The following is a 19791-nucleotide window of genomic DNA, read 5'->3' on the forward strand; positions in this document are numbered from 1 at the left end:
GATAACATGACTAATGCACCTAATCTGGTACCGCTGTACGCGGAAATCTTTCTGCTGATCGCCACGTCGGCGCTCTTGCTGATCGATATGTTCTTGCCTGCGGCGAAGCGTTCGATCACCTATGCGCTGTCCTTGCTGACCTTGGCCGGCTGCGCCTTGCTGACCGTGGGCGACTTCAACGCGGGCACCACCGTCTACACGTTCCACAACATGTTCGTGTCGGACCCGATGTCGCAGCTGCTGAAACTGTTCTCGTACGCCGCCGTGGCGCTGACCCTGATCTACTCGCGTGCCTATGCCACCGACCGCAACATGCTGTCGGGCAACCTGGGCGGCGAGTTCTACGTGCTGGCCCTGTTTGCACTGCTGGGCCAGATGATCATGATCTCGGCCAACAACTTCCTGATCATCTACCTGGGTCTGGAACTGATGTCGCTGTCGCTGTACGCACTGATCGCTTTGCGCCGTGACAATGCCAAGGCCACGGAAGCGGCCATGAAATACTTCATCCTGGGCGCACTGGCTTCCGGTTTCATGTTGTACGGTATCTCGATGCTGTACGGCGCGTCCGGCACCCTGGACCTGGGCGAACTGCGCGTGGCGCTGGAAAACGGCAAGACCAACGGCACCATCATGGTCTTCGGCCTGGTGTTCCTGGTTGCCGGCCTGGCCTTCAAACTGGGCGTCGTGCCATTCCACATGTGGGTGCCTGACGTGTATCAAGGTTCGCCAACGGCCGTGACCCTGCTGCTGGGCGGCGCGCCGAAACTGGCCGCGTTTGCCATCACCCTGCGTTTGCTGGGCGAGGGCTTGCTGCCAATGGCGCATGACTGGCAGCAAATGCTGCTGGTGCTGGCCGTGATGTCGCTGGCCATCGGTAACTTCACCGCCATCGCGCAGACCAACTTGAAGCGCATGTTGGCGTACTCGACCATCGCGCAAATGGGCTTCGTTCTGCTGGGTCTGCTGTCCGGTACCGTTGACGCACCGAACAACACCCTGAACGCGGCTGGCGCAGCCACCGCCTACGGCGCGTCGATGTACTACGTCATCACCTACGTGTTCACCACGCTGGGTACCTTTGGCGTGATCATGTTGCTGGCACGCAGTGGTTTCGAAGCAGAAGAACTGGCCGACTTCAAGGGCCTGGGCAAACGCAGCCCGATCTTCGCCCTGGTGATGACCCTGTTCATGTTTTCGCTGGCCGGCGTGCCGCCGCTGATGGGCTTCATGGCCAAGTACTCGGTGCTGGCCTCCGTGCTGGCCACGGGCCAGCTGTGGCTGACCATCGCCGCCGTGCTGTTCTCGCTGATCGGTGCCTTCTACTACCTGCGCGTCGTGAAAATGATGTGGTTCGATGAGCCGACGGATACCAATGCACTGGTCGTGCATGGCGACATGCGCGTCGTGCTGGCCCTGAACGGCGTGTTGGTTCTGGCCCTCGGTGCGATGCCTGAAGGCATCCTGGCTGCCTGCGCGACCGCCATCACCAAGACCCTGGCGTCCTGACCGATGGATGTCACCGTCTCGAGCTGGCTGGTGATCGCCCTGGGCATCCTGGGCGCCAACCTGCCTTTCTTGAACGAGAAGCTGTTTGCCGCCGTGCCGCTGAAAAAGGCGGCGCAGGCGGAGCAGGGCTGGCGCAAGCCGCTGGCGCTGCGCCTGCTGGAGATGGTGATTCTGTACTTCATCGTCGGCGCCGTGGCCTTCGCGCTCGAAGCGCGCATCGGCAACGGTTTCCCGCAGACGTGGGAGTTCTATGCCATCACCGGCTGTCTGTTCCTGGTGCTGGCTTTCCCTGGTTTCGTAACACGTTACCTGCGCAAACGCCGCTAGGCAACATCTCCGAAAGCGGCGCCTCTGGCGCCGTTTTTTATTGAATAAAGGAATCCCATGGATACGAATCTGACTGAAACCAAGGTGGACGGCGAGCTCGTCTACCAAGGCGGCTTCCTGCGCGTGCAGCGCGACCGTGTCGCCCTGCCTGACGGCAAGATCACGGCACGCGAATTCGTCCTGCATCCGGGCGCCGTCGTCATCCTGCCGCTGCTCGACGATGGCACGGTGCTGATGGAACGCCAGTACCGCTATCCGCTGGACCGGGTCTTCATTGAATTCCCGGCCGGCAAGATCGACGCGGGCGAATCGCACCTGGCGTGCGCCCAGCGCGAGTTGCTGGAAGAGACGGGCTACACGGCCAGCGACTGGCAATTCGTCTCCACCATCCACAACGCCATCGCGTATTCCGACGAACACCTGGAATTGTTCCTGGCGCGCGGCCTGGTCGCCGGCGAACGCCAGCTCGACGAGGGCGAATTCCTGGAGACATTCACGGCCACCGTGCCGCAGCTGCTGGACTGGGTCAAGGATGGCACGATCACGGACGTGAAAACCGTCATCGGCATCTTCTGGCTCGACAAGATCACCAGCGGCGCCTGGCAAGCGGCTTGATACGGCGCATGCGCACGGTGATTTTTCTGCTGCTGGCGTCGGCCAGCCTGGGCGCGCACGGGGCTGCGCGCACGCCGTTCCAGGTGCGCTGCGAAGACACGATCAGCAAGACGGTGTCCGTGCTGACGGCGCAGCAGAATGGCTATTCCATCGACACGCATCTGCCGTACAAGGCGCTAACGGTGATGAAGGGCACGGCGCGCGCCAATACCTGGGTGCTGGGATTGACGAAGACGGATTCGCGCGTGGCCATCGCCCTGGCTGGCCCCATGCTGCAAGACCCGGGCAGCGGCTATGAATGCGTGGCGCCGCAGATCACCGTGTCCCTGACGTATGCACCCGTGGTGATCTATATCGGCCGCGAGTTTGCGCCCGGCACTTGCGCGTATGATGAGATACTCGCGCACGAGTTGCGGCACATGAAAACCTATATGGAACACTTGCCGCGCGTGGAAAAGACCGTGCGCGCGGCGCTGGCCAAGCGCTTCGAGGCGCGGCCCCTGTATGCGCCCAGCGGCACGGCCAAGGCGGCGCTGGCGCGCGAGATCGACACGGGCTGGTTGCCATACGTCAAGGCTGAAATGCGCAAGGTGGAAGCCTTGCAGGCGGCCATCGATTCTCCGCAAGAATATGCGCGCCTGGGCAAGGCCTGCAAGGGCGAGATCCAGAACATCCTGACGGGCAAGACAGCGTCCGCCAACTAGACAAGGAATGGCATGACAGCAGCACCGAACACCGTCCGCTACTTTGCGCTGATCCCCGCCGCCGGCGTGGGCGCGCGCATGGAAGCGGGCAGTCCCAAGCAATATTTAGCCATCGCCGGCAAACCCATGCTGCGCCACGCGCTCGACGCTTTTCTTGCCAGTCCCCTGATCGCGCACACGTATGTCGTCGTCAGCGCCGACGATGGCGTGATCGACACGGTCGTGCCGGCGCACGGCGTGACTGTACTGCGCTGCGGCGGCGCCACGCGCATGGACAGCATCCTGAATGGCTTGCACGCCATGCACGGCAGCATCGCTGCCCACGACCAGGTGCTGGTGCACGACGCGGCGCGTCCCGGCCTGACGCCGGCGCTGATCGCAAAACTCATCACGGAGGTGGGCGACCACCCGGCCGGCGGCTTGCTGGCCTTGCCCGTGGTCGATACCGTCAAGCGGGCCGGCCCTGCCAGTCTGTCGGCGCAGACGGTGCCGCGCGACGGCCTGTGGCTGGCGCAGACGCCGCAAATGTTCAGCTATGCGCTGCTGCACCAAGCCTTGTCCGAAGCGCCCGATCCGCAAGCGATTACCGATGACGCCAGCGCCGTCGAAGCGCTGGGCCTGGCGCCCAGACTCGTCGAGGGTCATCCGCGCAACCTGAAGGTGACCTTGCCGCGCGACATACACACGGCCGAGCTGTATTTGGCCCATCCTTGAATCCTGAATCGAAAGACCGCATGACGACCATCACCACTCCCGTATTGCCATTTCGCATCGGCCAAGGCTATGACTGCCACGCGCTGGTGGAAAACCGCGACCTGATCATCGGCGGCGTGAAAATCCCCCATCACCTGGGCTTGCTCGGCCACTCCGACGCCGACGTGCTGCTGCACGCGATTACGGACGCCATCTTCGGCGCCGCCGCCCTGGGCGACATCGGCCGTCATTTCCCCGACACGGACGCGCAATTCAAGGGCGCCGATTCGCGCACCCTGCTGCGCGAAGCCGTGCGCCGCGTGCAGGCCACCGGTTATATCATCGGTAATATCGACGCCACCATCATCGCCCAGCGTCCGAAAATGGCGCCGCACATCGCCGCCATGTGCGCCAACGTGGCGGAAGACTTGGGCGTGAGTGTTGGGCAGGTCAACATCAAGGCCAAGACGAATGAAAAACTGGGCTACCTGGGCCGGGAAGAAGGCATCGCGGCAGAAGCCGTGGCCTTGCTGCTGCGGGCCTGATACGCCACCGACCATCGACCACTGACAGGAGAGAGCATGTTCCGGCGACGCCGTATCAGCATTGTGCTTGCATTCGCACTGACCGCCGCGCCATCGGCCTGGGCCGAACTGCAAGCCACGGGCGAGCCGCCCGCCACGAAACAGGGCTGGAAGGCCGAGACCGTCGCGCAGGGCGTGCGCCAGCCGTGGGGTATCGCCTGGCTGGGCGAGGGCCGCGCGCTCGTCACCAGCAAGCAGGGCACTTTGCATCTGCTGAACGGCAAGAAATTCGAGGACGTGGCGCTGGAAGGCATGCCCAAGATATTTACGGGCGGGCAGGGCGGCTTGCTCGATATCGTGATGCACCCGCAAGATGCCAGCAAGCCGAATCCACGTGTCTACATGACGGTGTCGACGGGCACGAATGACGCCAACCGCACGACCCTCGTGCGCGGCGTGTTCGACGGCAAGAAGGTGACGGGCATCCAGACCCTGTTCAAGGTCGCCACGGACAAGAGCGGCGGCCAGCACTTCGGTTCGCGCCTGCTGTGGCTGCCGGACGGCACTTTGCTGATGAGCGTGGCCGATGGCGGTAATCCGCCGCTGCGCATTGGCGACCGCCTGGCGCGCGAACAGGCGCAAAACCTGGCCACGCACCAGGGTTCCATCCTGCGCCTGACGGAAGACGGCAAACCGGCGCCCGGCAATCCGCTGGCGGCCAAGGGCGCCTTGCCGGAGATCTGGTCGTACGGCCACCGCAACGTGCAGGGCATGGCGCTCGATCCCGTTTCCGGCCGCGTGTGGGCCACGGAACACGGTCCGTACGGCGGCGATGAGCTGAACCTGGTGGCCGCGGGCGGCAACTACGGCTGGCCCCTGCAAAGCTATGGCGCCGACTACACGACGCACGAGCCTATCGGCAAGCATGAAGTGGCGGGCATGCTCAATCCGAGCGTGGCCTGGGTGCCATCGCCGGCGCCGTCGGGCCTGGCCGTCTACACGGGCGACAAGATTGCCGCCTGGCGCGGCAGCATCTTCAGCGGCGGCCTGGCGGCCAAGGATATCCGCCGCATCGCCGTCGATGCCAGCGGCAAGGTGACGGGACAGGACCGTCTGGCCATCGGCGCGCGCGTGCGCGACGTGCGCCAGGGGCCGGATGGCTACCTGTATGCGCTGACGGATGAAGACAACGGTCGCCTGTTGCGCATCGTGCCCCAGTAACACGGCAGGCGCCATCTTCGCTTAAGATGGCGCCTTTACTTCCTTCAAGGTGGCGGCATGGCCCGTGATACTTATGCATACCGGCACGTCGCCGTCGAATCGCGCGCGATTCATGGCAAGGTGGAAATCCGCCCCGTGCCGGGCCAGGCCTTCTCTCCCGAACTGGCCGTGCAGTGCTCGCGCCGCCTGATCGACCTGCAACAGTACCCGCTGGGCAGCCGCTTTCTGCTCTTTGCCAAGCTGACGGACCGCCTGGGCGGCACGCCTTTCCTGTATGCGTATCACGGCGATGCGGACGTGGTCATGACGCCAGCCGAAGTGACGAAATTCCTTGGCGAATTCCGTCGCGGCCGCATTTGACATCTACGAGGCCATGCAGGCCGCGCCGGTCTTGACGCTGGCGTGCGGCTTGCCGAAAATGGCGATCGTCAGCGCGCAGCCGAGGGCGAACAGGCCACCGATGACCATTGCGCTGGACACGCCGAGCCGGTCGACGGCCATGCCTCCCAGCAAGGCGCCCGACGCCAGCGACACTTGCACGATGGCGACAAACAGCGCGCTGCTGCCTTCCATCAGTTCCGGCGCGGCCTTGAACATCCACGTCTGCACGGCGATCGGCATGGCGCCGAAACCGAAACCCCACACGGCCACCAGCAGCATGGCGGTGAGCGAGTGGCTGCCGAACGTGGCCAGGGCCAGGGTGGACAAGCCCAGCACGGCGCCCGTCACCATCAGCGCGGCCCGTTCGTAGCGGCCGGCGGCCCAGCCGCCCGCGAGGTTGCCGATGAAGCCGGAAGCGCCGTAGACGAGCAGCATGGCGCTGACCGTGCCGGCCGCCAGGTGCGAGATTTGCGTGAGGAAGGGTGCGATATACGTGTAGGCGGCGAACTGGCCCGTGAAAAGCATGGCCGTGGCGATCAGACCCAGGCGTGCCTTGCGGATGCCGAAAATCATCGGCAACTGGCGCAAGCGGATGGCCTGTGTCGGCGGCAGCTTGGGCAAGAGGAGCAACTGGCCGAGGAAGACCAGCACGGCGATGGCGCTGGCCGCGCCGAAAGCCACTCTCCATCCCACCAGCTCGCCCACCAGTGCACCGGCCGGCACGCCCGCCACCGTGCCCAGCGAGACGCCAGCGAAGATGATGGACATGGCGCGCGATGCATGTTGCGGCGCCACCAGGCGCGGGCCGATGGCGCTGCCGATGGCCCAGAAGCCGCCGACACCGACGCCCAGCATGGCGCGGCCCAGCAGTATCCACGTATACGAGGGGGCCAGCGCCACCAGCAGGTTCGAGGCGACCAGCAGGGCAGTCAGGGCCAGCAGCACGATGCGGCGGTCCAGGCGGCCCGAGCCGACGGTGACGAAGATGGCGGCAAACGCGGCAACGATGCCGGGCGTGGTGATCATCAAGCCCGCCTGGCCCTTGCTGATGGACAGTTCGGCGGCCATGGCCGGCAACAGGCCGACGGGCAGGAATTCGGAGGTAACGAGGGCGAAGGCGCCGATGCCGACCGACAGGACGGCCAGCCATGGCGCCACGGTGGTATCGTCGCCAGTAGCGTGGGAAGGTGTTTGCATGTGAGGTTCCTGAAAAGCCGGAAGGTTTTTAACCGGTCGGTATATAATCAGGGCAGGCAGACATCGTTGTCAATAATTTTTTACCGAACGGTATGAAACAAGATAAAAAAGAGGCGGTAGGCAAGGCAAAAACGGGGCGGCCACGCACCTTCGACGAGGACGCGGCGCTCGATTGCGCCATGAAAGTATTCTGGGAAAAGAGCTATGAAGGCAGTTCCTTGCCGGAATTGACGAAAGCCATGGGTATGAACCGGCCCAGCCTGTATGCCGTCTTTGGCAACAAGGAGCAATTGTTCCACAAGGCGCTCGAGCGCTACAGCGACACGCGCATGCGGTTTTTCGATGCGGCGCTGGAACAGCCGACGGCGCGCCAGGTGGTGGAAGCCTTGCTGACGCAATATGTCGACGCGCAAACCATGCCCGACGGGCCGCACGGCTGCATGGGCGTGAATGCGGCGCTGGCGTGCAGCGACGATGCATTGCCGATCCGCGATGAATTGTTCGCGCGCCGGCTGCGCGGTGAAATCAAACTGCGCGACCGCTTGCGTCGCGCCAGGGAAGAGGGGGATTTGCCGCCCGATTCCTGCCCCGAGCAGCAGGCGCGCTTTGTCGTGACCCTGTCGCAGGGGATGGCCATCCAGGCGGCGGCCGGCGTCTCGCGCGAACAGTTGCAGCAGATGGTGGGTTTGCTTCTGCGCAATTGGCCCTTGTAACTACCCTGTCGGGGCGATGGTCTTGGCCAGGTCGCTGGGCGCCTTGCGCCGCCAGGCGGCCGTCAGGGCGGCGGCCAGCATGTCCAGCTCGGCGTCCGCCAAGCGCACCGTGATGCCGGCCAGGCGTTCGCCCCACCAAAGCTTTTCGCAACCCGATGGCGTGATGACGGTGGCGATATGCGCCGCTTCCGCATCGAGCAGTACATTGATGTGCTCGTCATCGGGCAGGGTGGCGAAGATCTTCCCGCCCACGCGGAAGGCCGGACGGTCGTGGTGTTCTTCCTCGGTGGTGTCGGGAAACGACAGTGCCAGATAGCGTAGTTCTTCCAGGTCGACCATTCCTCTTTCCCCCTGTTCGGATAGATAGCAGCGTGACTACATTTTGCCATGCTGTTTCGCCCCGTGGTGCAGCGGCATGCGAAAAGAAATGCGCAAGATGCGACACGGGTGCGCGCGTTTGTGGTGCTTGCGCGACAGGTCCGGCGACTGCGCCAGAGGCAAATTGCCCTTGCACACAGTCTTGTTCAGCCTGTTGGCGTGTGATTATCATAAAAATATCTTACATGACTAAAAGAAAAATACTTTTCTTCTAGGGAATTTAAGATAGAATAGATTCAACGTTTCACCTGACCCGTCAATTGTCTGGTTTTGTCCCGGGAACCCGAACCCTTTCCAGGACGCTTGCAGTGCCGCCATGGCACGCCGCAAGTCCGCGCTGTTTTGCGGAAGCCACGTCCCCGACCGCTCATCCTTGCAATTCCTGCGCTACGCCGACACGCCTCAATGCAGCGTGTATTCAGCTCAAGCGCCTTCACGCCTGTTGCGCCCGTTGAATACTTACTGACTGGATACTTATCATGAAAAACTTGCCTAAAATCGCCCTGTCCCTGATCGTTGCTGGTGTGTTTGCCCACGCGAACGCCAGCACCATCACCGTGTCCACCGGCTACTCGAACGCCGGCGCGCAAGCTTCCGCCGCCGCTTACCAGTCCGTAGTGAATGCCGCCGTGGCCACGCCGGGCGCCGGCTATGGCACCACGACGATCGCCAGCTATAACAACTTCACGAACAGCAGCCTGTTCGGCAGCGGTTCGAACGTCGCCTTCAAGTCGGTGATCAATTTTGGCGTCAGCGCAGCCGATGCGGGCGCCTGGAGCTTCCGCAGCGGCGTCGATTTCGGCAAGGGCGGGGCCCTTTTCCTCGACGGCGTGGCGCTGGATTTCAAGAGCAGCGACTTGTGGTGGGCTGGTAATTACAATAACAGCAGCCAGTTCCTCGGCGGTTCGGGCACCTTGTCGGCCGGCAACCACACCTTGAGCATCTTTGGCCTGGAAAACTGCTGCGATGGCGGCCAGCAAGTTCAGTTCAAGGCGGGCAACAACAATTTCGCCAGCTTTTCCAGCACCGATGGCCTGGTGTCGGCCGTGCCGGAGCCAAGCACCTATGCCATGCTGCTGATCGGCCTGGGCCTGCTGGGTTTTACGGCGCGCCGCAAGCAGGATGACAAGTTTTAAGCGCACGTTTTAACAGCACTACTCTGCGCGCCTCGCGGCGCACGTAAAAAAGCCCGCCGGTCTGCCAGGACATGGCGGGCTTTTTGCATGGCAGCGTCTCAATCGCCGCTGTCTTCGTCTTCGTCGGCGCCCTTGGCCACCTTGCCCCGCTCGGCGTCGACGGCGCGCTGCAGGCCGACTGCGTCGCGAAAGAAGGCGTCCGTCGTGTGATCCGGGCTGACACGCAGGACCGGAGGGTAAATGACCGACATGTATGTCTCGTCGGCAAGGCGGCCGCTGATCTGCAGGTTGCTCAGCAGGATCAGGGTCGAGCCAATGATCGCCAGCACGACGGCGACGAGGCCGAAGCGGCGCGGATGCTGCGGCTTGATCGTGCGCAAATGGTAGTAGATCATGACGCAGATGATGACGATGAACATGTGCCGTCCGTAGCGCGTCAGCGCTTCCAGCGACAGTGCATACGCCGCCACGTTGCTGCCCAGTTCCCACACTTCCATGGCCAGCAAGCCGCAGCCGATGATGAACAGGTGGCGGCCGAAGCGCGCCACATGGCCGAACAGCCGGTTTGCCACGGCCCAGACCGACGCCCACACGAGGCCGCCGGCCAGCGCGTAGGCGATGATCATCAGGTAGGAAATCGGCTCGAAGGCGTCCGCATCGCTGAGCCAGTTGCTGAAGGCCGCGGAGGCGCCGATCATGGCCAGGCCGGCGACGGCGGGGCGCAAGCCTTCCCAGTCGTGCCGGGTCGTGTCGCCCAGTTCGGGCGCCACCGGATGATCGCTGGCGCGCACGCGCAGGCGCGTGTGGCCGAGGCGCACGATGCTGTTGCCGCTCATGGCCACTTGCAATTGCCGCTGTCCCCGGTGGATCACGCCATTCTGGCTGCCCAGGTCGCGCAGCAGCAGGCCGCCTGCGCCGTCGTCCTCGACGATGGCGTGCGCGGCGGCCGTATGCGCGTCGTCGAGGATGAAGTCGTTGTCGTAGCCACGGCCGATGCGGATCGGCAAGGACTCGATCCGCTGGCGCCGCTGCACTTCGCCATTCTCGGCGAGGATTTCAAGGTAATAGGGCGGCTTCATGGCTTGCGGCTGCTGGTGGTGGAGGGCGCGCGCGACAGCGCTTCGAGGAAGGTGCGCGTGACGCGCATGCCGTTGGCATACGACACGCCGCGCGCGTCGATGCGGCTTTGCAGGCTCATGAGTGGCTCGTCGGTGCTGGTGGCCAGCAGGGCAAAGTCGTACAGCCCCGTAAACTTGCGGTAGGCGCGCACGCACAGCACGGCGCGCAGGGGCAGGGTCTTGTTCTTGACGAATTGTTCGGTGCACTGCGGGCCGGTCAGGTTCACGCTCTTGTAGCTGCCGAAACTTTCATTCTTGAACGAAGCGCTGGCCAGCTCGGAAAAGCGCAGGGCGCCCAGTTCGCTGCTGCGCAAAAATTCGTGGCGCATCGACACTTGCCCCGTCTGCAGGGCGCCGGAAATGAAGATCGCCGATTCCATGGCGCAGCTGGTGTTGTCGAGCATATAGGGCTTGTCGGACTTCACGTTGGAGCGGCCCCAGCAGCGCATCTGGTTGGATTCGCGCACGGGCACGCGGTACGGTCCCATGGCTTTCAGGCTCAAGGGCGTATCGAGCAGGCGCGCCAGCATGACTTCCTGGTGCGCCAGCAGTTGCGCCGTCACCAGGGGCTTGTAGTCTTTCGGCGGCTTGCCTTGCTGCGCCACCTTGGCCAGCAATTGCTGGGCATAGCGGGCGGGCACGAGGAAACTGACGAGTTCGCCATCGAGGCGTTTTGAAACATTGATGCCGGCCACGTCGCCATTCGCCGTGACGCTGGGGCCGCCGCTCATGCCGGAATTGATCGGCCCCGTAAACATCAGCTGGTCGTAGAAGCTGCGCGTGACGACGCCGTTGTACGAGCCTTCCGAAATGGCGAAGCCCAGGTCCAGCGGATTGCCCATCGAATACAGGTACTGGCCCTGGGTCAGCGGCGCCAGCGCTTCCGGCATCTTGAAGAAGCCCGTACCGTGGCGGTTCACGCGCAATACCGCCAGATCGTGCAGCACGTCGACGGCCAGTAATTCCACGTTGCCGCGCTGGCCGCTCGTGTCGACCCACTCGCCCACGTAAGTATCGGGGTCGAGCGCGAACTGGGACACGACATGATAGTTGCTGACCACCAGGTCGCCCGTGCCGATCAAAAAGCCCGAGCCGACGGACGATTGCGTGCGGCCGTTTTTCAGCAGCACGCGCACTTGCAGGATGTCGGCGCGCGCGGCCGTGTACAGCTTTTGCGCGGCCGACGAGGGCGGCGGCAGGGCCGCATGTTCGGTGGCGGCGGGCGCGGCGGTGGCCGGCGGCGGTTTGATGGGGGGAGTCGATGCGGTGGGGGCAGTGGCTGGCGCAGCGGCTGGCGCAGGTACCGGGGCCGCGTGTGCGCCTGCCGCAGCGCACAGGCTGGCCAGCAGGAAGGCGTAGTCAGATAATTTCATGCATCCTTTGTGCGTGAGCCGGAGCGAGGCCGGGCCGGCGCCCGAGTGACACGCCGTTCCGCGCCAGCCCGGGGGACTACAGGGCGCCGTCTTCCAGTGCCGGCGCCGTTTCCGGCGTCATCATGTGACCGAGCTTGCTTTGCTTGGTATTCAGGTAGTGCTGATTGAAGGCGTTGCGGTTGACCAGCAGCGGCACCCGTTCGGCCACCGTGATGCCCAGCGCTTCCATGGCGGCGATTTTGCGCGGATTGTTCGTCATCAGGCGCAGGCTGTGGATGCCGAATTGCGCGAACATGGGTTTGCACAAGGTGTAGTTGCGCGCGTCGGCCTTGAAGCCCAGCTGTTCATTCGCCTGCACCGTGTCGGCGCCCGCTTCCTGCAGGCGGTAGGCGCGGATCTTGTTGATCAGGCCGATGCCGCGTCCTTCCTGACGCAGGTACAGCAAGATGCCGCGGCCTTCCTCGGCGATGCGTTTCAGGGCGCCCTCGAGCTGCGCGCCACAGTCGCAGCGCTGCGAAAACAGCACGTCGCCCGTCAGGCACTCGGAATGCACGCGCGCCAGCACCGGTTCGCCGTTGCCGATATCGCCCAGCACCATGGCCAGGTGTTCCTTGCCCGTCGCGTGCTCGACAAAGGCGTGCAAGGTGAACTGGGCCCACGGCGTCGGCAGTGCGCAGGAAGTCGTGTAATCCAATTCGCCTGTCGCCAGGAGGTCTGCGCCGCTTTGCATGGTTGTGCTCATATAAGTAATTATCAAAAATAAAAGGCGCGCGACACCACTCCGGTGCCGGCGCGCCTTGCCATCATACCAAAAAGCAGGGAAACGTTTTCCCTGGCTGCCATTCGGTCGTTGCAATGTCTGGTGATAAACCTTACTTAGGGGCACTTCCTTCTTTTACAAGGTGAATTGCTGGCTTTGCCTGGCGGATGCCTCCGCCAGGCACGGTCCATCAGCTGCCGATGCGTCCGCCGTCGTTCTTGGTGATCACGATGGTGGCCGAGCGCGGACGCTTGCCGGCGCCATAACCGGCGTTGGCCGGCCACTGGCTCGTGTATTTGGACGGATCGCCGATATTGGCCAGCTTGGTGTTTTCGCCCGGATGCTGGATGTTGATGAACATGGTCTTGCCATCAGGCGTTTCGCTGATGCCCGTGATTTCCGAGCCGACCGGCCCCACCAGGAAGCGCTTGAGCGTGTCGGCCGTGGGTTTCTTGCCGATGAAGGTGTCGACGGCCAGGCTGCCGCCGGCCGCCGTCGCGTAGTTCAGGGTCGACTTGGCGCCGTCGCCGACCTTGCCGGGGATGGCCGCCAGCATCATGCAGTTGGTCACATCCGTGTACGCGCCATCGTCCGTCTGGATCCAGCAGATGCCCGTGTAGGGACTGAAGGCCAGGCCGTCTGGGCTGGAGAAATCCTGGTCGGCCGTCAGGTTCGACAGGTTGATCTTGCTGGCGTCGGCGCCGCTCTCGGCGCCAAACAGGTAGACATCCCACGTAAAGCTGGTGGCCGCGGCCGCGCCCGTGCCTTCCTTGAAGCGGATGATGTGGCCGTTCGGATTGCCGTTTTGCGCGCTGCTGCCCTTCATGTCCGTGTAGGCGCGCGGGTTGGCGCTGTCCGGCGCCAGCTGCGACGAGCCGCTCGGATTGACGGTGCGGTTCGAGTTGTTGGTCAGCGTGTAGTAGATCTCGCCATTGGCCGGGTTGACCGAGCACCATTCCGGGCGGTCCATCTTTGTCGCGCCCACGGCGTCGGCCGCCAGGCGGGCATTGACCAGCACGTCGGCCAGGTCGGCGAACTTGTAGGCGCTGTAGGCCTGGATCTGCGCGTTCGACATGGCCAGCTCGATCCACTGGCCCGTGCCGTCGGCGGCCAGCTTGGCCACGTACAGCTTGCCCGAATCGAGGTATTTGTCGCCGGTGGCGATACGGTCAGCCGGGTTCGCGTCGGCGGCGGCCCAGACGGCCGTCGTGACGAATTTGTAGATGTACTCGTTGCGTGAATCGTCGCCCATGTACACGGCCAGCTGCTGGCCCACGGCCGGCACGCTGAAGGCGGCGCTTTCGTGCGCGTAGCGGCCCAGCGCCGTGCGCTTGCGGATGGCTTTGGTCTTGTCGTACGGGTCCATCTCGACGATGTAGCCCATGCCGTTCAATTCATTGCGGTAGTCGTCGCTGCCGTTGGTCGACGCGCCGATTTTGCTCAGATTCCAGCGCGCGTACTTGTCGTCGCTGCCGCCCGTTTCCCAGCCGTGGCGCGAGGCGCCGCCCTGGCTGCGGCCATAGCGGTTCAGCGACACGACGGATTTGTCGCCGCGCGCCGCATTGTCGGTGGCCGAGCGGGTGAAGTAGCCGGCCCAGTTTTCTTCGCCGGACAGGTAGCTGCCCCAAGGCGACTTGCCCGTGCCGCAATTGTTGATGGTGCCGCGCGTCTTGGTGCCGGTCGGCGAATATTTGGTGACGACGAGGGCGTTGCCGCGCACGGGGCCGGCAAGCTCGATGTCCGTCAGCGGAGTGACGCGGCGGTTGAAGGCGGAATCGTTGACGGTGGCCCAGGCGCTGCCCGTCTTCTTGACTTCCACCACGCTCAGGCCGTGGACGGCCACTTCCTTGTCGACTTCGGCGGCGGGGCGGGGCAGCGAGGTGGTGCCGCCATTGACGTGCAGGAAGTGCGAGGACAGTGTTTCGTCCGTGGTCGCTTCATGGTTCATCGCCAGCAAGCCCCGTTCGGCGCCGGACGCCAGCGGCGCACCGGCGGCGGACAGGCCGTAGTATTCCATGCCGTCGTGGTGGTCGCCGGCGCGGTTGTCGAAATCGGTGTCGCTGCCGTCGTTCTTGTACGCTGGCGTGGCCGCGCGCAGCGAGTCACCCAGCGCGTACAGGGCCGTGGCCGTGTAGCCGGCCGGTACCGACACGACGTCGGCCAGGCTTTTCGGCACGGCCGTGAAGGCCAGCAGTTTTTCGGGTGTTGGGGTTGGCGTTGGCGTCGGCGTGACGGCGATGGCGTCGCTGCCGCCACCGCAGGCGGACAGGCCCATCGAACCCATGACGGCGGTAGCGGCCGTGACGGCGCTGCCGCGCAGCCAGTTACGGCGGCTCAGGCGGGCGTTCAGGATGCTGTTGAAATGGTTGTCGTGGGACGCTTGGCTGTCAATGTCGTTCAGATCGGTGGCGCTGATGGCCAGATCGTTGGGCTTGTTCATGGGCTGCGATGTCCTGTGGTTGCGTGATTTAAAGGCAACCGGATGATAATCAGCTAATGTGACAGCGCCATGTCAGCCTGATGACAAAACAATGACAGGCCGCCGGCCGGCCGGGCGGGCCGCGTCGATGACGGGCCCGTCCGGTCAGGCAGCCTTGGTCTTACCTGGCCTGGCGAAAACCGCGCTCCACCAGCAAGAGCATGCCGCCGAAGATGGACAGGTTCTTCAGGAAGTTCGTCAGCTGGTCCTGGAAGTGGGCCGCATCGGCGCTCCAGAAGGCGTGGAAGATGAGCGTCGTCGGGATCAGGAACAGCGCCAGGGCCAGCGCCGCCCAGCGCGCCTGCCAGCCCGTGATCAAGAGCAAGCCGCCGCCCACTTCCAGCACGATCACGCCCACCAGCAAGATATTGGCGATGGGCAAGCCCTGGCTGGCCATGTAGCCGGCCACACCGGCAAAACCGCCGATTTTCAGCAAGCCCGAGACAAAGAACAGCACGCCAAGGGCGGCACGGCCGAGGGGGAACAATACGTTGCTTCTGTTTTCCATGATTTTCTCTTTCTGTATATTTATTTGTTAATTATTTAGGCAAGTCGAAGACCAGGAACTCTGCGTCCTCTGGTTGGGTAATGATCACAGCCGCTTCCTGCGTCAGTTTCAGCGCATCGCCCGCTTTCAAGGGCGTGCCGTTGACGACCAGGCTGCCGCGGATCAGATGCACATAAGCGAGGCGGCCTTCGTCGAGCGCATGTTCGGCCTGTTCGCCCTCCTGCAGGATGCTGGCGTAGATGGCCGCATCCTGGTGGATCAGCACCGAACCCTGGCGGCCATCGGAAGAGGCGATCAGGCGCAGCTTGCCCCGTTTGCTGTCCGGCGTGAAGTGTTTCTCTTCATAGCTGGGGGGAATGCCCGTCACGTTCGGCTGGATCCAGATCTGCAGGAAGTGCAAGCCATCCGTTGCCGAGTGGTTGAACTCGCTGTGGCGCACGCCGCTGCCGGCGCTCATGCGCTGCACATCGCCGTAGTGCAGGACGGAACCGGTGCCCATGCTGTCCTTGTGTTCCAGCGCGCCGTCGAGCACATACGAAATGATTTCCATGTCGCGGTGGCCGTGCGTGCCGAAACCCTGGCCAGGCGTGACCCGGTCTTCATTGATCACCAGCAGGGGACCAAAGCCCATGTGCAGCGGATCGTGGTAGCTGCCGAAGGAAAAGCTGTGGTGGGAATTGAGCCAGCCGTGGTTGGCGGCGCCGCGTTCTTCGCTATGACGAATCTGTAACATGGTGGACTCCGTTTCTATAAGTTAATGTGCGATAATTTCGAAGGACCGTTGCCTGGCGCTGTGCCGTGGCTTCTTTTCTGCCCTTCGCTGTACGATGAACAAAGTATAGGCCCCCCAGCAGAGAAAGAAAAACGGAAAATCTTGCGACCTATGATCGAAAAAATCGAATGTTAAGACTGAGCCTGGAAGCCCTGCAAATCGTTGACGCCATCGACCGCCGCGGATCGTTCTCGTCGGCCGGCAAGGAATTGCATAAAGTCCCGTCTACCATTTCCTATACGGTGGCCAAGCTGGAAGACGACCTGGGCGTGCAGGTGTTCCAGCGCAATGGCCCGAAAGTCATGCTGACGGCGGCCGGCCAGGAATTGCTGAAAGAAGGCCGTTATCTATTGAAGGCGGCGCAGGACCTCGAGCACCGCGTGCGCAGGGTGGCGTCTGGCTGGGAAACGGAATTGTCCATCGGCATCGATTCCATGTTTTCCGCCGTGGCCCTGGCCGACGACGTGCGCGCCTTTTACGATGTGGCGCAGCAGACGCGTCTGCGCCTGTCGCAAGACACGCTGTCGGGCACGTGGGAAGCGCTGCTGGACCGGCGCGCCGACTTGCTGGTGGGCGCGCCCGGCGACGGGCCGGCCGGCGGCGGCTATATCGCGCAGCCGATCGGCATGCTCGACTTCGTCTTCACCGTGGCGCCCACGCACCCGCTGGCCCAGGTGCAGGAACCGTTGTCGCGCGGCCACCTGCAGCAGCACCGGGCCGTGGTGGTGGCCGATTCGGCGCGCCAGATGGCGCCGCGCACGGTGGGCTTGCTGCTGGGGCAGGATGCCTTGAGCGTGCCGAACATGCAGGTCAAGTTCGATTACCAGGTGCTGGGGCTGGGCTTTGGCTTCCTGCCGGGGCCGTGCGCGCGGGCCGCCATCGCGCGCGGCTTGCTGGTGGAAAAGGCCGTGGAAGAACCGAAACCGTCGGAAACGTTTTATCTGGCCTGGAGAGTGGGCGAGGACGGCGCCGGATTGCGCTGGTGGATGGCGCGCATGCGCGAGCCGGATGTGTTTGCACGCCTGGCGCAGCATCTGCCGGGCCATTCGGCGTAGGTCTTAAAATGTTGACATACGCCAACATTTTTAAGTTACCATATTCGCAGTATTGCAATTGTATTTCTTGCCCGACCTCCACGCCCCACAGTGGGATTTTGATGATTACACACACCGCAGCGCCCCTGATATGTTCCCCTGACCTGGCCCACGAGTGGGGTTGCCATGCTTGAGGCGAAGGTTGCGCTGTGCCTGCGCCTGGCCCAGGATGCCCGTGAACAGGCGGGGCCGCAGCAGGCCGCCACCCTGGCGCGGCTGGAGGAGGAACTGGAGCGGCTGCGCGGCGCCAGCCGCCCCGTGGTGCGCGTGGCGCCCCCCGACGCCTTGCTGGAAATCGATCCCGACGGCTTTTTGATCGGCTGGAACCATGGCGCCGAACAGATGTTCGGCTATTCCGAACTGGAAGCGCTGGGCCAGCACATCCTGTTCCTGTATCCGGAAGACGACGCGGAAGCGAGCGTGCTGGAGTTGCATTTCACCCAGGGCGACGTGGCCACCGATGTGCGCCGGCGCAAGAAGTCGGGCATGGTGACGTGGTTGCGCATGCACCGCCACGTGATCCACGACCAGGCGGGCAAGGCCTGCGGCATGGCCGTGCGCCTGTCGGCCATGAGCGAGCCGCTGTCCGACGTGGACAAGGTGAGGTTGCACGCACGCATCATCGAAGACAGCGAGCAAGCCGTGCTGATCACGGATGCGGAAGAGCGCATCGTCTCGATCAACAGTTCGTTTTCCCGCATCACCGGCTATTCGCCCGCCGAAGCCATCGGCCGCACGCCGGATTTGCTGCGCTCGGGCGTGCACGACCCCGATTTCCGCGCCAAGGTGCGCGCCGCCATGCGCGGGCACGGCTCCTGGCGCGGCGAAATCATCGGCAAGCGCAAGAATGGCGAGCTGTTCCCGCAAGACGTCACCATCAGCGTCGTGCGCGACGAATTTGGCGAAATCAGCCACGTGTTTTCCCTGTTTTCCGATATCTCGGTGCACAAGGATGCGGAAGCGCGCATGCAGCGCATGGCCAATTACGACAGCCTGACGGGCTTGCCCAACCGCTGCTTGCTCAATCAATTGGTCGACCAGGGCCTGGCCGAAGCGAAACGGCAAGGCACGCATGGCGCGCTGATGGTCATCGACATCAGTCGCATCGGTTCCATCAGCGACACCCTGGGCCATGAAGTGGGCGACCAGCTGGTGATCGCCATCGGCCAGCTGTTCCGTGGCGCCCTGCGCGACGCCGACATCCTGGCGCGCGTCGACAACAGCAAGTTCGTCGTGGCGCTCTTGCACATCGAAAAGCGCGAACACGCGGCGAATGTGGCGCAAAAGCTGCTCAACCTGCTCGAGGCGCCGATCAATATCGATGCGCACGCGCTGCACGTGGGCGCCAGCATCGGCATCACCGTGTATCCGGAAGACGGCCTGGAAGCGCCGGCCCTGTTCCGCTTTGCCGACGTGGCCGTGGCCAAGGCGGGGCAGACGATCGAATCGACCTTCCTGTTTTACCGCGAAGACATGAACCGCCGGGCCAAGGAGCATTTGCGCCTGGAAAGCGAAATGCGGCTGGCCCTGGGCGACAAGGAGCTGGAATTGCATTACCAGCCGAAAGTGAGCCTGGCGAGCGGGCGCATCGTCGGCGCGGAAGCCTTGCTGCGCTGGAAGCATCCGATGCGCGGCATGGTCTCGCCCGGCCTTTTCATTCCCGTTGCCGAGGAAACCAGTTTGATCCTGGAGCTGGGCACGTGGGTGCTGGACGAGGCCTGCCGCCAGATCCGCAACTGGGAAGACCGTGGCCTGCACATGCCGGCCATCGCCGTCAACCTGTCGGCGCGCCAGTTCGATGAACAGTTGCCGGCGCGCATAGCGGCCGTGCTGGAACGCTACGGCGTGCGGCCCGACCAGATCATGCTGGAAATCACGGAAAGCCTGCTGATGCGCGGCGCCGACAAGGTGATCGACATCATGAACCAGCTGGTGGCCATGGGCCTGGCGCTGGCGCTGGACGACTTCGGCACCGGCTATTCCAGCCTGGCGTACCTGAAGAAATTCCCCATCAGTACCTTGAAAATCGACCGCTCCTTCGTCATCGGCTTGCCGTTCGAGGAAAACGATTGCGCCATCGCCCGCGCCATCGTCACCATGGCGCAGCAGCTGCGCCAGGAAATCGTCGCCGAAGGGGTGGAAACGGCCGAGCAGATGCGCTTTCTGCGCGAACTCGGCTGCGACCAGCTGCAAGGTTATCTGTTCAGCCCGGCCGTGACGGCGGCCGAGTTCGAGCTGATGCTCGACGAAGGCCGGCAGTTGCGGCTGGAAGAGCTGGCCTGAGCCAGC

At 63.7% G+C, this 19791-nt stretch carries 20 protein-coding genes; 12 read left to right on the top strand and 8 right to left on the bottom strand.

Features of this window, described 5'->3' with window-relative positions; translation table 11 throughout:
* Nucleotides 1-6: 6 nt before the first annotated feature.
* The 8 genes from nuoN to ACPJXG_RS08520 all read left to right on the top strand — a co-directional run bounded on the left by nuoN (nt 7) and on the right by ACPJXG_RS08520 (nt 5953).
* Nucleotides 7-1509, top strand: coding sequence for an NADH-quinone oxidoreductase subunit NuoN (gene nuoN / locus ACPJXG_RS08485; protein WP_425253937.1), 1503 nt, complete (start codon nt 7-9; stop codon nt 1507-1509).
* 3 nt (nt 1510-1512) lie between these two features.
* Complete coding sequence (locus ACPJXG_RS08490; protein ID WP_035820507.1) at nt 1513-1836, top strand: DUF2818 family protein; 324 nt, start codon at nt 1513-1515, stop codon at nt 1834-1836.
* A gap of 57 nt (nt 1837-1893) precedes the next feature.
* Nucleotides 1894-2451 (top strand): NUDIX domain-containing protein, encoded by a 558-nt coding sequence (locus ACPJXG_RS08495; RefSeq protein ID WP_425253938.1) that lies wholly within the window; start codon nt 1894-1896, stop codon nt 2449-2451.
* Between the two features lie 8 nt (nt 2452-2459).
* Nucleotides 2460-3155, top strand: a complete 696-nt coding sequence (locus ACPJXG_RS08500; RefSeq protein WP_425253939.1) for a hypothetical protein — start codon at nt 2460-2462, stop codon at nt 3153-3155.
* Nucleotides 3156-3167: 12 nt separating this feature from the next.
* The gene (gene ispD, locus ACPJXG_RS08505) at nt 3168-3869 is read left to right on the top strand and encodes a 2-C-methyl-D-erythritol 4-phosphate cytidylyltransferase (RefSeq protein WP_425253940.1); all 702 of its coding nucleotides are present in this window, start codon (nt 3168-3170) and stop codon (nt 3867-3869) included.
* A gap of 20 nt (nt 3870-3889) precedes the next feature.
* Entirely contained in the window at nt 3890-4393 is a 504-nt protein-coding gene (ispF, locus tag ACPJXG_RS08510) for a 2-C-methyl-D-erythritol 2,4-cyclodiphosphate synthase (RefSeq protein WP_099378302.1), read from the top strand.
* Between the two features lie 63 nt (nt 4394-4456).
* Entirely contained in the window at nt 4457-5593 is a 1137-nt protein-coding gene (locus ACPJXG_RS08515) for a PQQ-dependent sugar dehydrogenase (protein WP_425253941.1), read from the top strand.
* Nucleotides 5594-5650: 57 nt separating this feature from the next.
* Nucleotides 5651-5953, top strand: coding sequence for a hypothetical protein (locus tag ACPJXG_RS08520; protein WP_425253942.1), 303 nt, complete (start codon nt 5651-5653; stop codon nt 5951-5953).
* 3 nt (nt 5954-5956) lie between these two features.
* Here the strand turns inward: ACPJXG_RS08520 and ACPJXG_RS08525 are convergent, their stop codons facing one another.
* A complete protein-coding gene (locus ACPJXG_RS08525) occupies nt 5957-7171 on the bottom strand; it encodes an MFS transporter (RefSeq protein ID WP_425253943.1) in 1215 nt (404 codons plus the stop codon).
* 92 nt (nt 7172-7263) lie between these two features.
* Between ACPJXG_RS08525 and ACPJXG_RS08530 the strand changes: the two genes are divergently transcribed.
* Complete coding sequence (locus ACPJXG_RS08530; protein ID WP_035820491.1) at nt 7264-7884, top strand: TetR/AcrR family transcriptional regulator; 621 nt, start codon at nt 7264-7266, stop codon at nt 7882-7884.
* On the opposite strand, the gene ACPJXG_RS08535 is transcribed toward ACPJXG_RS08530, so the two are convergent.
* On the bottom strand, nt 7885-8223 hold the full coding sequence (locus ACPJXG_RS08535; RefSeq protein WP_034779482.1) for an MmcQ/YjbR family DNA-binding protein: 339 nt from the start codon (nt 8221-8223) through the stop codon (nt 7885-7887).
* A gap of 518 nt (nt 8224-8741) precedes the next feature.
* On the opposite strand from ACPJXG_RS08535, the gene ACPJXG_RS08540 reads away from it, so the two are divergent.
* A complete protein-coding gene (locus tag ACPJXG_RS08540) occupies nt 8742-9398 on the top strand; it encodes a CCXG family PEP-CTERM protein (RefSeq protein ID WP_425253944.1) in 657 nt (218 codons plus the stop codon).
* Between the two features lie 98 nt (nt 9399-9496).
* Here ACPJXG_RS08540 and ACPJXG_RS08545 read toward each other — a convergent pair whose 3' ends face one another.
* The 6 genes from ACPJXG_RS08545 to ACPJXG_RS08570 form a co-directional block, all read right to left on the bottom strand.
* Nucleotides 9497-10477, bottom strand: coding sequence for an FHA domain-containing protein (locus ACPJXG_RS08545; protein ID WP_425253945.1), 981 nt, complete (start codon nt 10475-10477; stop codon nt 9497-9499).
* Nucleotides 10474-11889: a S1 family peptidase gene (locus tag ACPJXG_RS08550; protein WP_425253946.1), complete on the bottom strand. Its 1416-nt coding sequence runs from the start codon at nt 11887-11889 to the stop codon at nt 10474-10476. Before ACPJXG_RS08550 ends, ACPJXG_RS08545 begins: the two co-directional genes overlap by 4 nt.
* A gap of 76 nt (nt 11890-11965) precedes the next feature.
* Nucleotides 11966-12619 carry a GTP cyclohydrolase II gene (gene ribA / locus ACPJXG_RS08555; protein ID WP_070224093.1) on the bottom strand — a complete coding sequence of 218 codons (654 nt, stop codon included), beginning with the start codon at nt 12617-12619 and terminating at the stop codon, nt 11966-11968.
* A gap of 220 nt (nt 12620-12839) precedes the next feature.
* Complete coding sequence (locus ACPJXG_RS08560; RefSeq protein WP_425253947.1) at nt 12840-15089, bottom strand: PhoX family protein; 2250 nt, start codon at nt 15087-15089, stop codon at nt 12840-12842.
* A gap of 160 nt (nt 15090-15249) precedes the next feature.
* Nucleotides 15250-15636 (bottom strand): DoxX family protein, encoded by a 387-nt coding sequence (locus ACPJXG_RS08565; RefSeq protein WP_099400387.1) that lies wholly within the window; start codon nt 15634-15636, stop codon nt 15250-15252.
* Between the two features lie 31 nt (nt 15637-15667).
* Entirely contained in the window at nt 15668-16369 is a 702-nt protein-coding gene (locus tag ACPJXG_RS08570) for a pirin family protein (protein ID WP_425253948.1), read from the bottom strand.
* Nucleotides 16370-16536: 167 nt separating this feature from the next.
* Between ACPJXG_RS08570 and ACPJXG_RS08575 the strand changes: the two genes are divergently transcribed.
* Nucleotides 16537-17463 (top strand): LysR family transcriptional regulator, encoded by a 927-nt coding sequence (locus ACPJXG_RS08575; RefSeq protein WP_425253949.1) that lies wholly within the window; start codon nt 16537-16539, stop codon nt 17461-17463.
* A 165-nt stretch (nt 17464-17628) separates the two neighbouring features.
* Nucleotides 17629-19785: a putative bifunctional diguanylate cyclase/phosphodiesterase gene (locus ACPJXG_RS08580; protein WP_035820474.1), complete on the top strand. Its 2157-nt coding sequence runs from the start codon at nt 17629-17631 to the stop codon at nt 19783-19785.
* Nucleotides 19786-19791: the final 6 nt, after the last annotated feature.

The organism is Janthinobacterium sp. NFX145, from assembly GCF_049810325.1.
Classification (GTDB): Bacteria; Pseudomonadota; Gammaproteobacteria; order Burkholderiales; family Burkholderiaceae_D; genus Janthinobacterium; species Janthinobacterium rivuli.

What these genes read in the sequence shown, in the direction of transcription:
- nuoN (WP_425253937.1), top strand. Translation starts at nt 7, where the DNA reads ATGACTAATGCACCTAATCTGGTACCGCTGTACGCGGAAATCTTTCTG.
- ACPJXG_RS08490 (WP_035820507.1), top strand. Translation starts at nt 1,513, where the DNA reads ATGGATGTCACCGTCTCGAGCTGGCTGGTGATCGCCCTGGGCATCCTG.
- ACPJXG_RS08495 (WP_425253938.1), top strand. Translation starts at nt 1,894, where the DNA reads ATGGATACGAATCTGACTGAAACCAAGGTGGACGGCGAGCTCGTCTAC.
- ACPJXG_RS08500 (WP_425253939.1), top strand. Translation starts at nt 2,460, where the DNA reads ATGCGCACGGTGATTTTTCTGCTGCTGGCGTCGGCCAGCCTGGGCGCG.
- ispD (WP_425253940.1), top strand. Translation starts at nt 3,168, where the DNA reads ATGACAGCAGCACCGAACACCGTCCGCTACTTTGCGCTGATCCCCGCC.
- ispF (WP_099378302.1), top strand. Translation starts at nt 3,890, where the DNA reads ATGACGACCATCACCACTCCCGTATTGCCATTTCGCATCGGCCAAGGC.
- ACPJXG_RS08520 (WP_425253942.1), top strand. Translation starts at nt 5,651, where the DNA reads ATGGCCCGTGATACTTATGCATACCGGCACGTCGCCGTCGAATCGCGC.
- ACPJXG_RS08525 (WP_425253943.1), bottom strand. Translation starts at nt 7,171, where the DNA reads ATGCAAACACCTTCCCACGCTACTGGCGACGATACCACCGTGGCGCCA.
- ACPJXG_RS08530 (WP_035820491.1), top strand. Translation starts at nt 7,264, where the DNA reads ATGAAACAAGATAAAAAAGAGGCGGTAGGCAAGGCAAAAACGGGGCGG.
- ACPJXG_RS08535 (WP_034779482.1), bottom strand. Translation starts at nt 8,223, where the DNA reads ATGGTCGACCTGGAAGAACTACGCTATCTGGCACTGTCGTTTCCCGAC.
- ACPJXG_RS08540 (WP_425253944.1), top strand. Translation starts at nt 8,742, where the DNA reads ATGAAAAACTTGCCTAAAATCGCCCTGTCCCTGATCGTTGCTGGTGTG.
- ACPJXG_RS08545 (WP_425253945.1), bottom strand. Translation starts at nt 10,477, where the DNA reads ATGAAGCCGCCCTATTACCTTGAAATCCTCGCCGAGAATGGCGAAGTG.
- ACPJXG_RS08550 (WP_425253946.1), bottom strand. Translation starts at nt 11,889, where the DNA reads ATGAAATTATCTGACTACGCCTTCCTGCTGGCCAGCCTGTGCGCTGCG.
- ribA (WP_070224093.1), bottom strand. Translation starts at nt 12,619, where the DNA reads ATGCAAAGCGGCGCAGACCTCCTGGCGACAGGCGAATTGGATTACACG.
- ACPJXG_RS08560 (WP_425253947.1), bottom strand. Translation starts at nt 15,089, where the DNA reads ATGAACAAGCCCAACGATCTGGCCATCAGCGCCACCGATCTGAACGAC.
- ACPJXG_RS08565 (WP_099400387.1), bottom strand. Translation starts at nt 15,636, where the DNA reads ATGGAAAACAGAAGCAACGTATTGTTCCCCCTCGGCCGTGCCGCCCTT.
- ACPJXG_RS08570 (WP_425253948.1), bottom strand. Translation starts at nt 16,369, where the DNA reads ATGTTACAGATTCGTCATAGCGAAGAACGCGGCGCCGCCAACCACGGC.
- ACPJXG_RS08575 (WP_425253949.1), top strand. Translation starts at nt 16,537, where the DNA reads ATGTTAAGACTGAGCCTGGAAGCCCTGCAAATCGTTGACGCCATCGAC.
- ACPJXG_RS08580 (WP_035820474.1), top strand. Translation starts at nt 17,629, where the DNA reads ATGCTTGAGGCGAAGGTTGCGCTGTGCCTGCGCCTGGCCCAGGATGCC.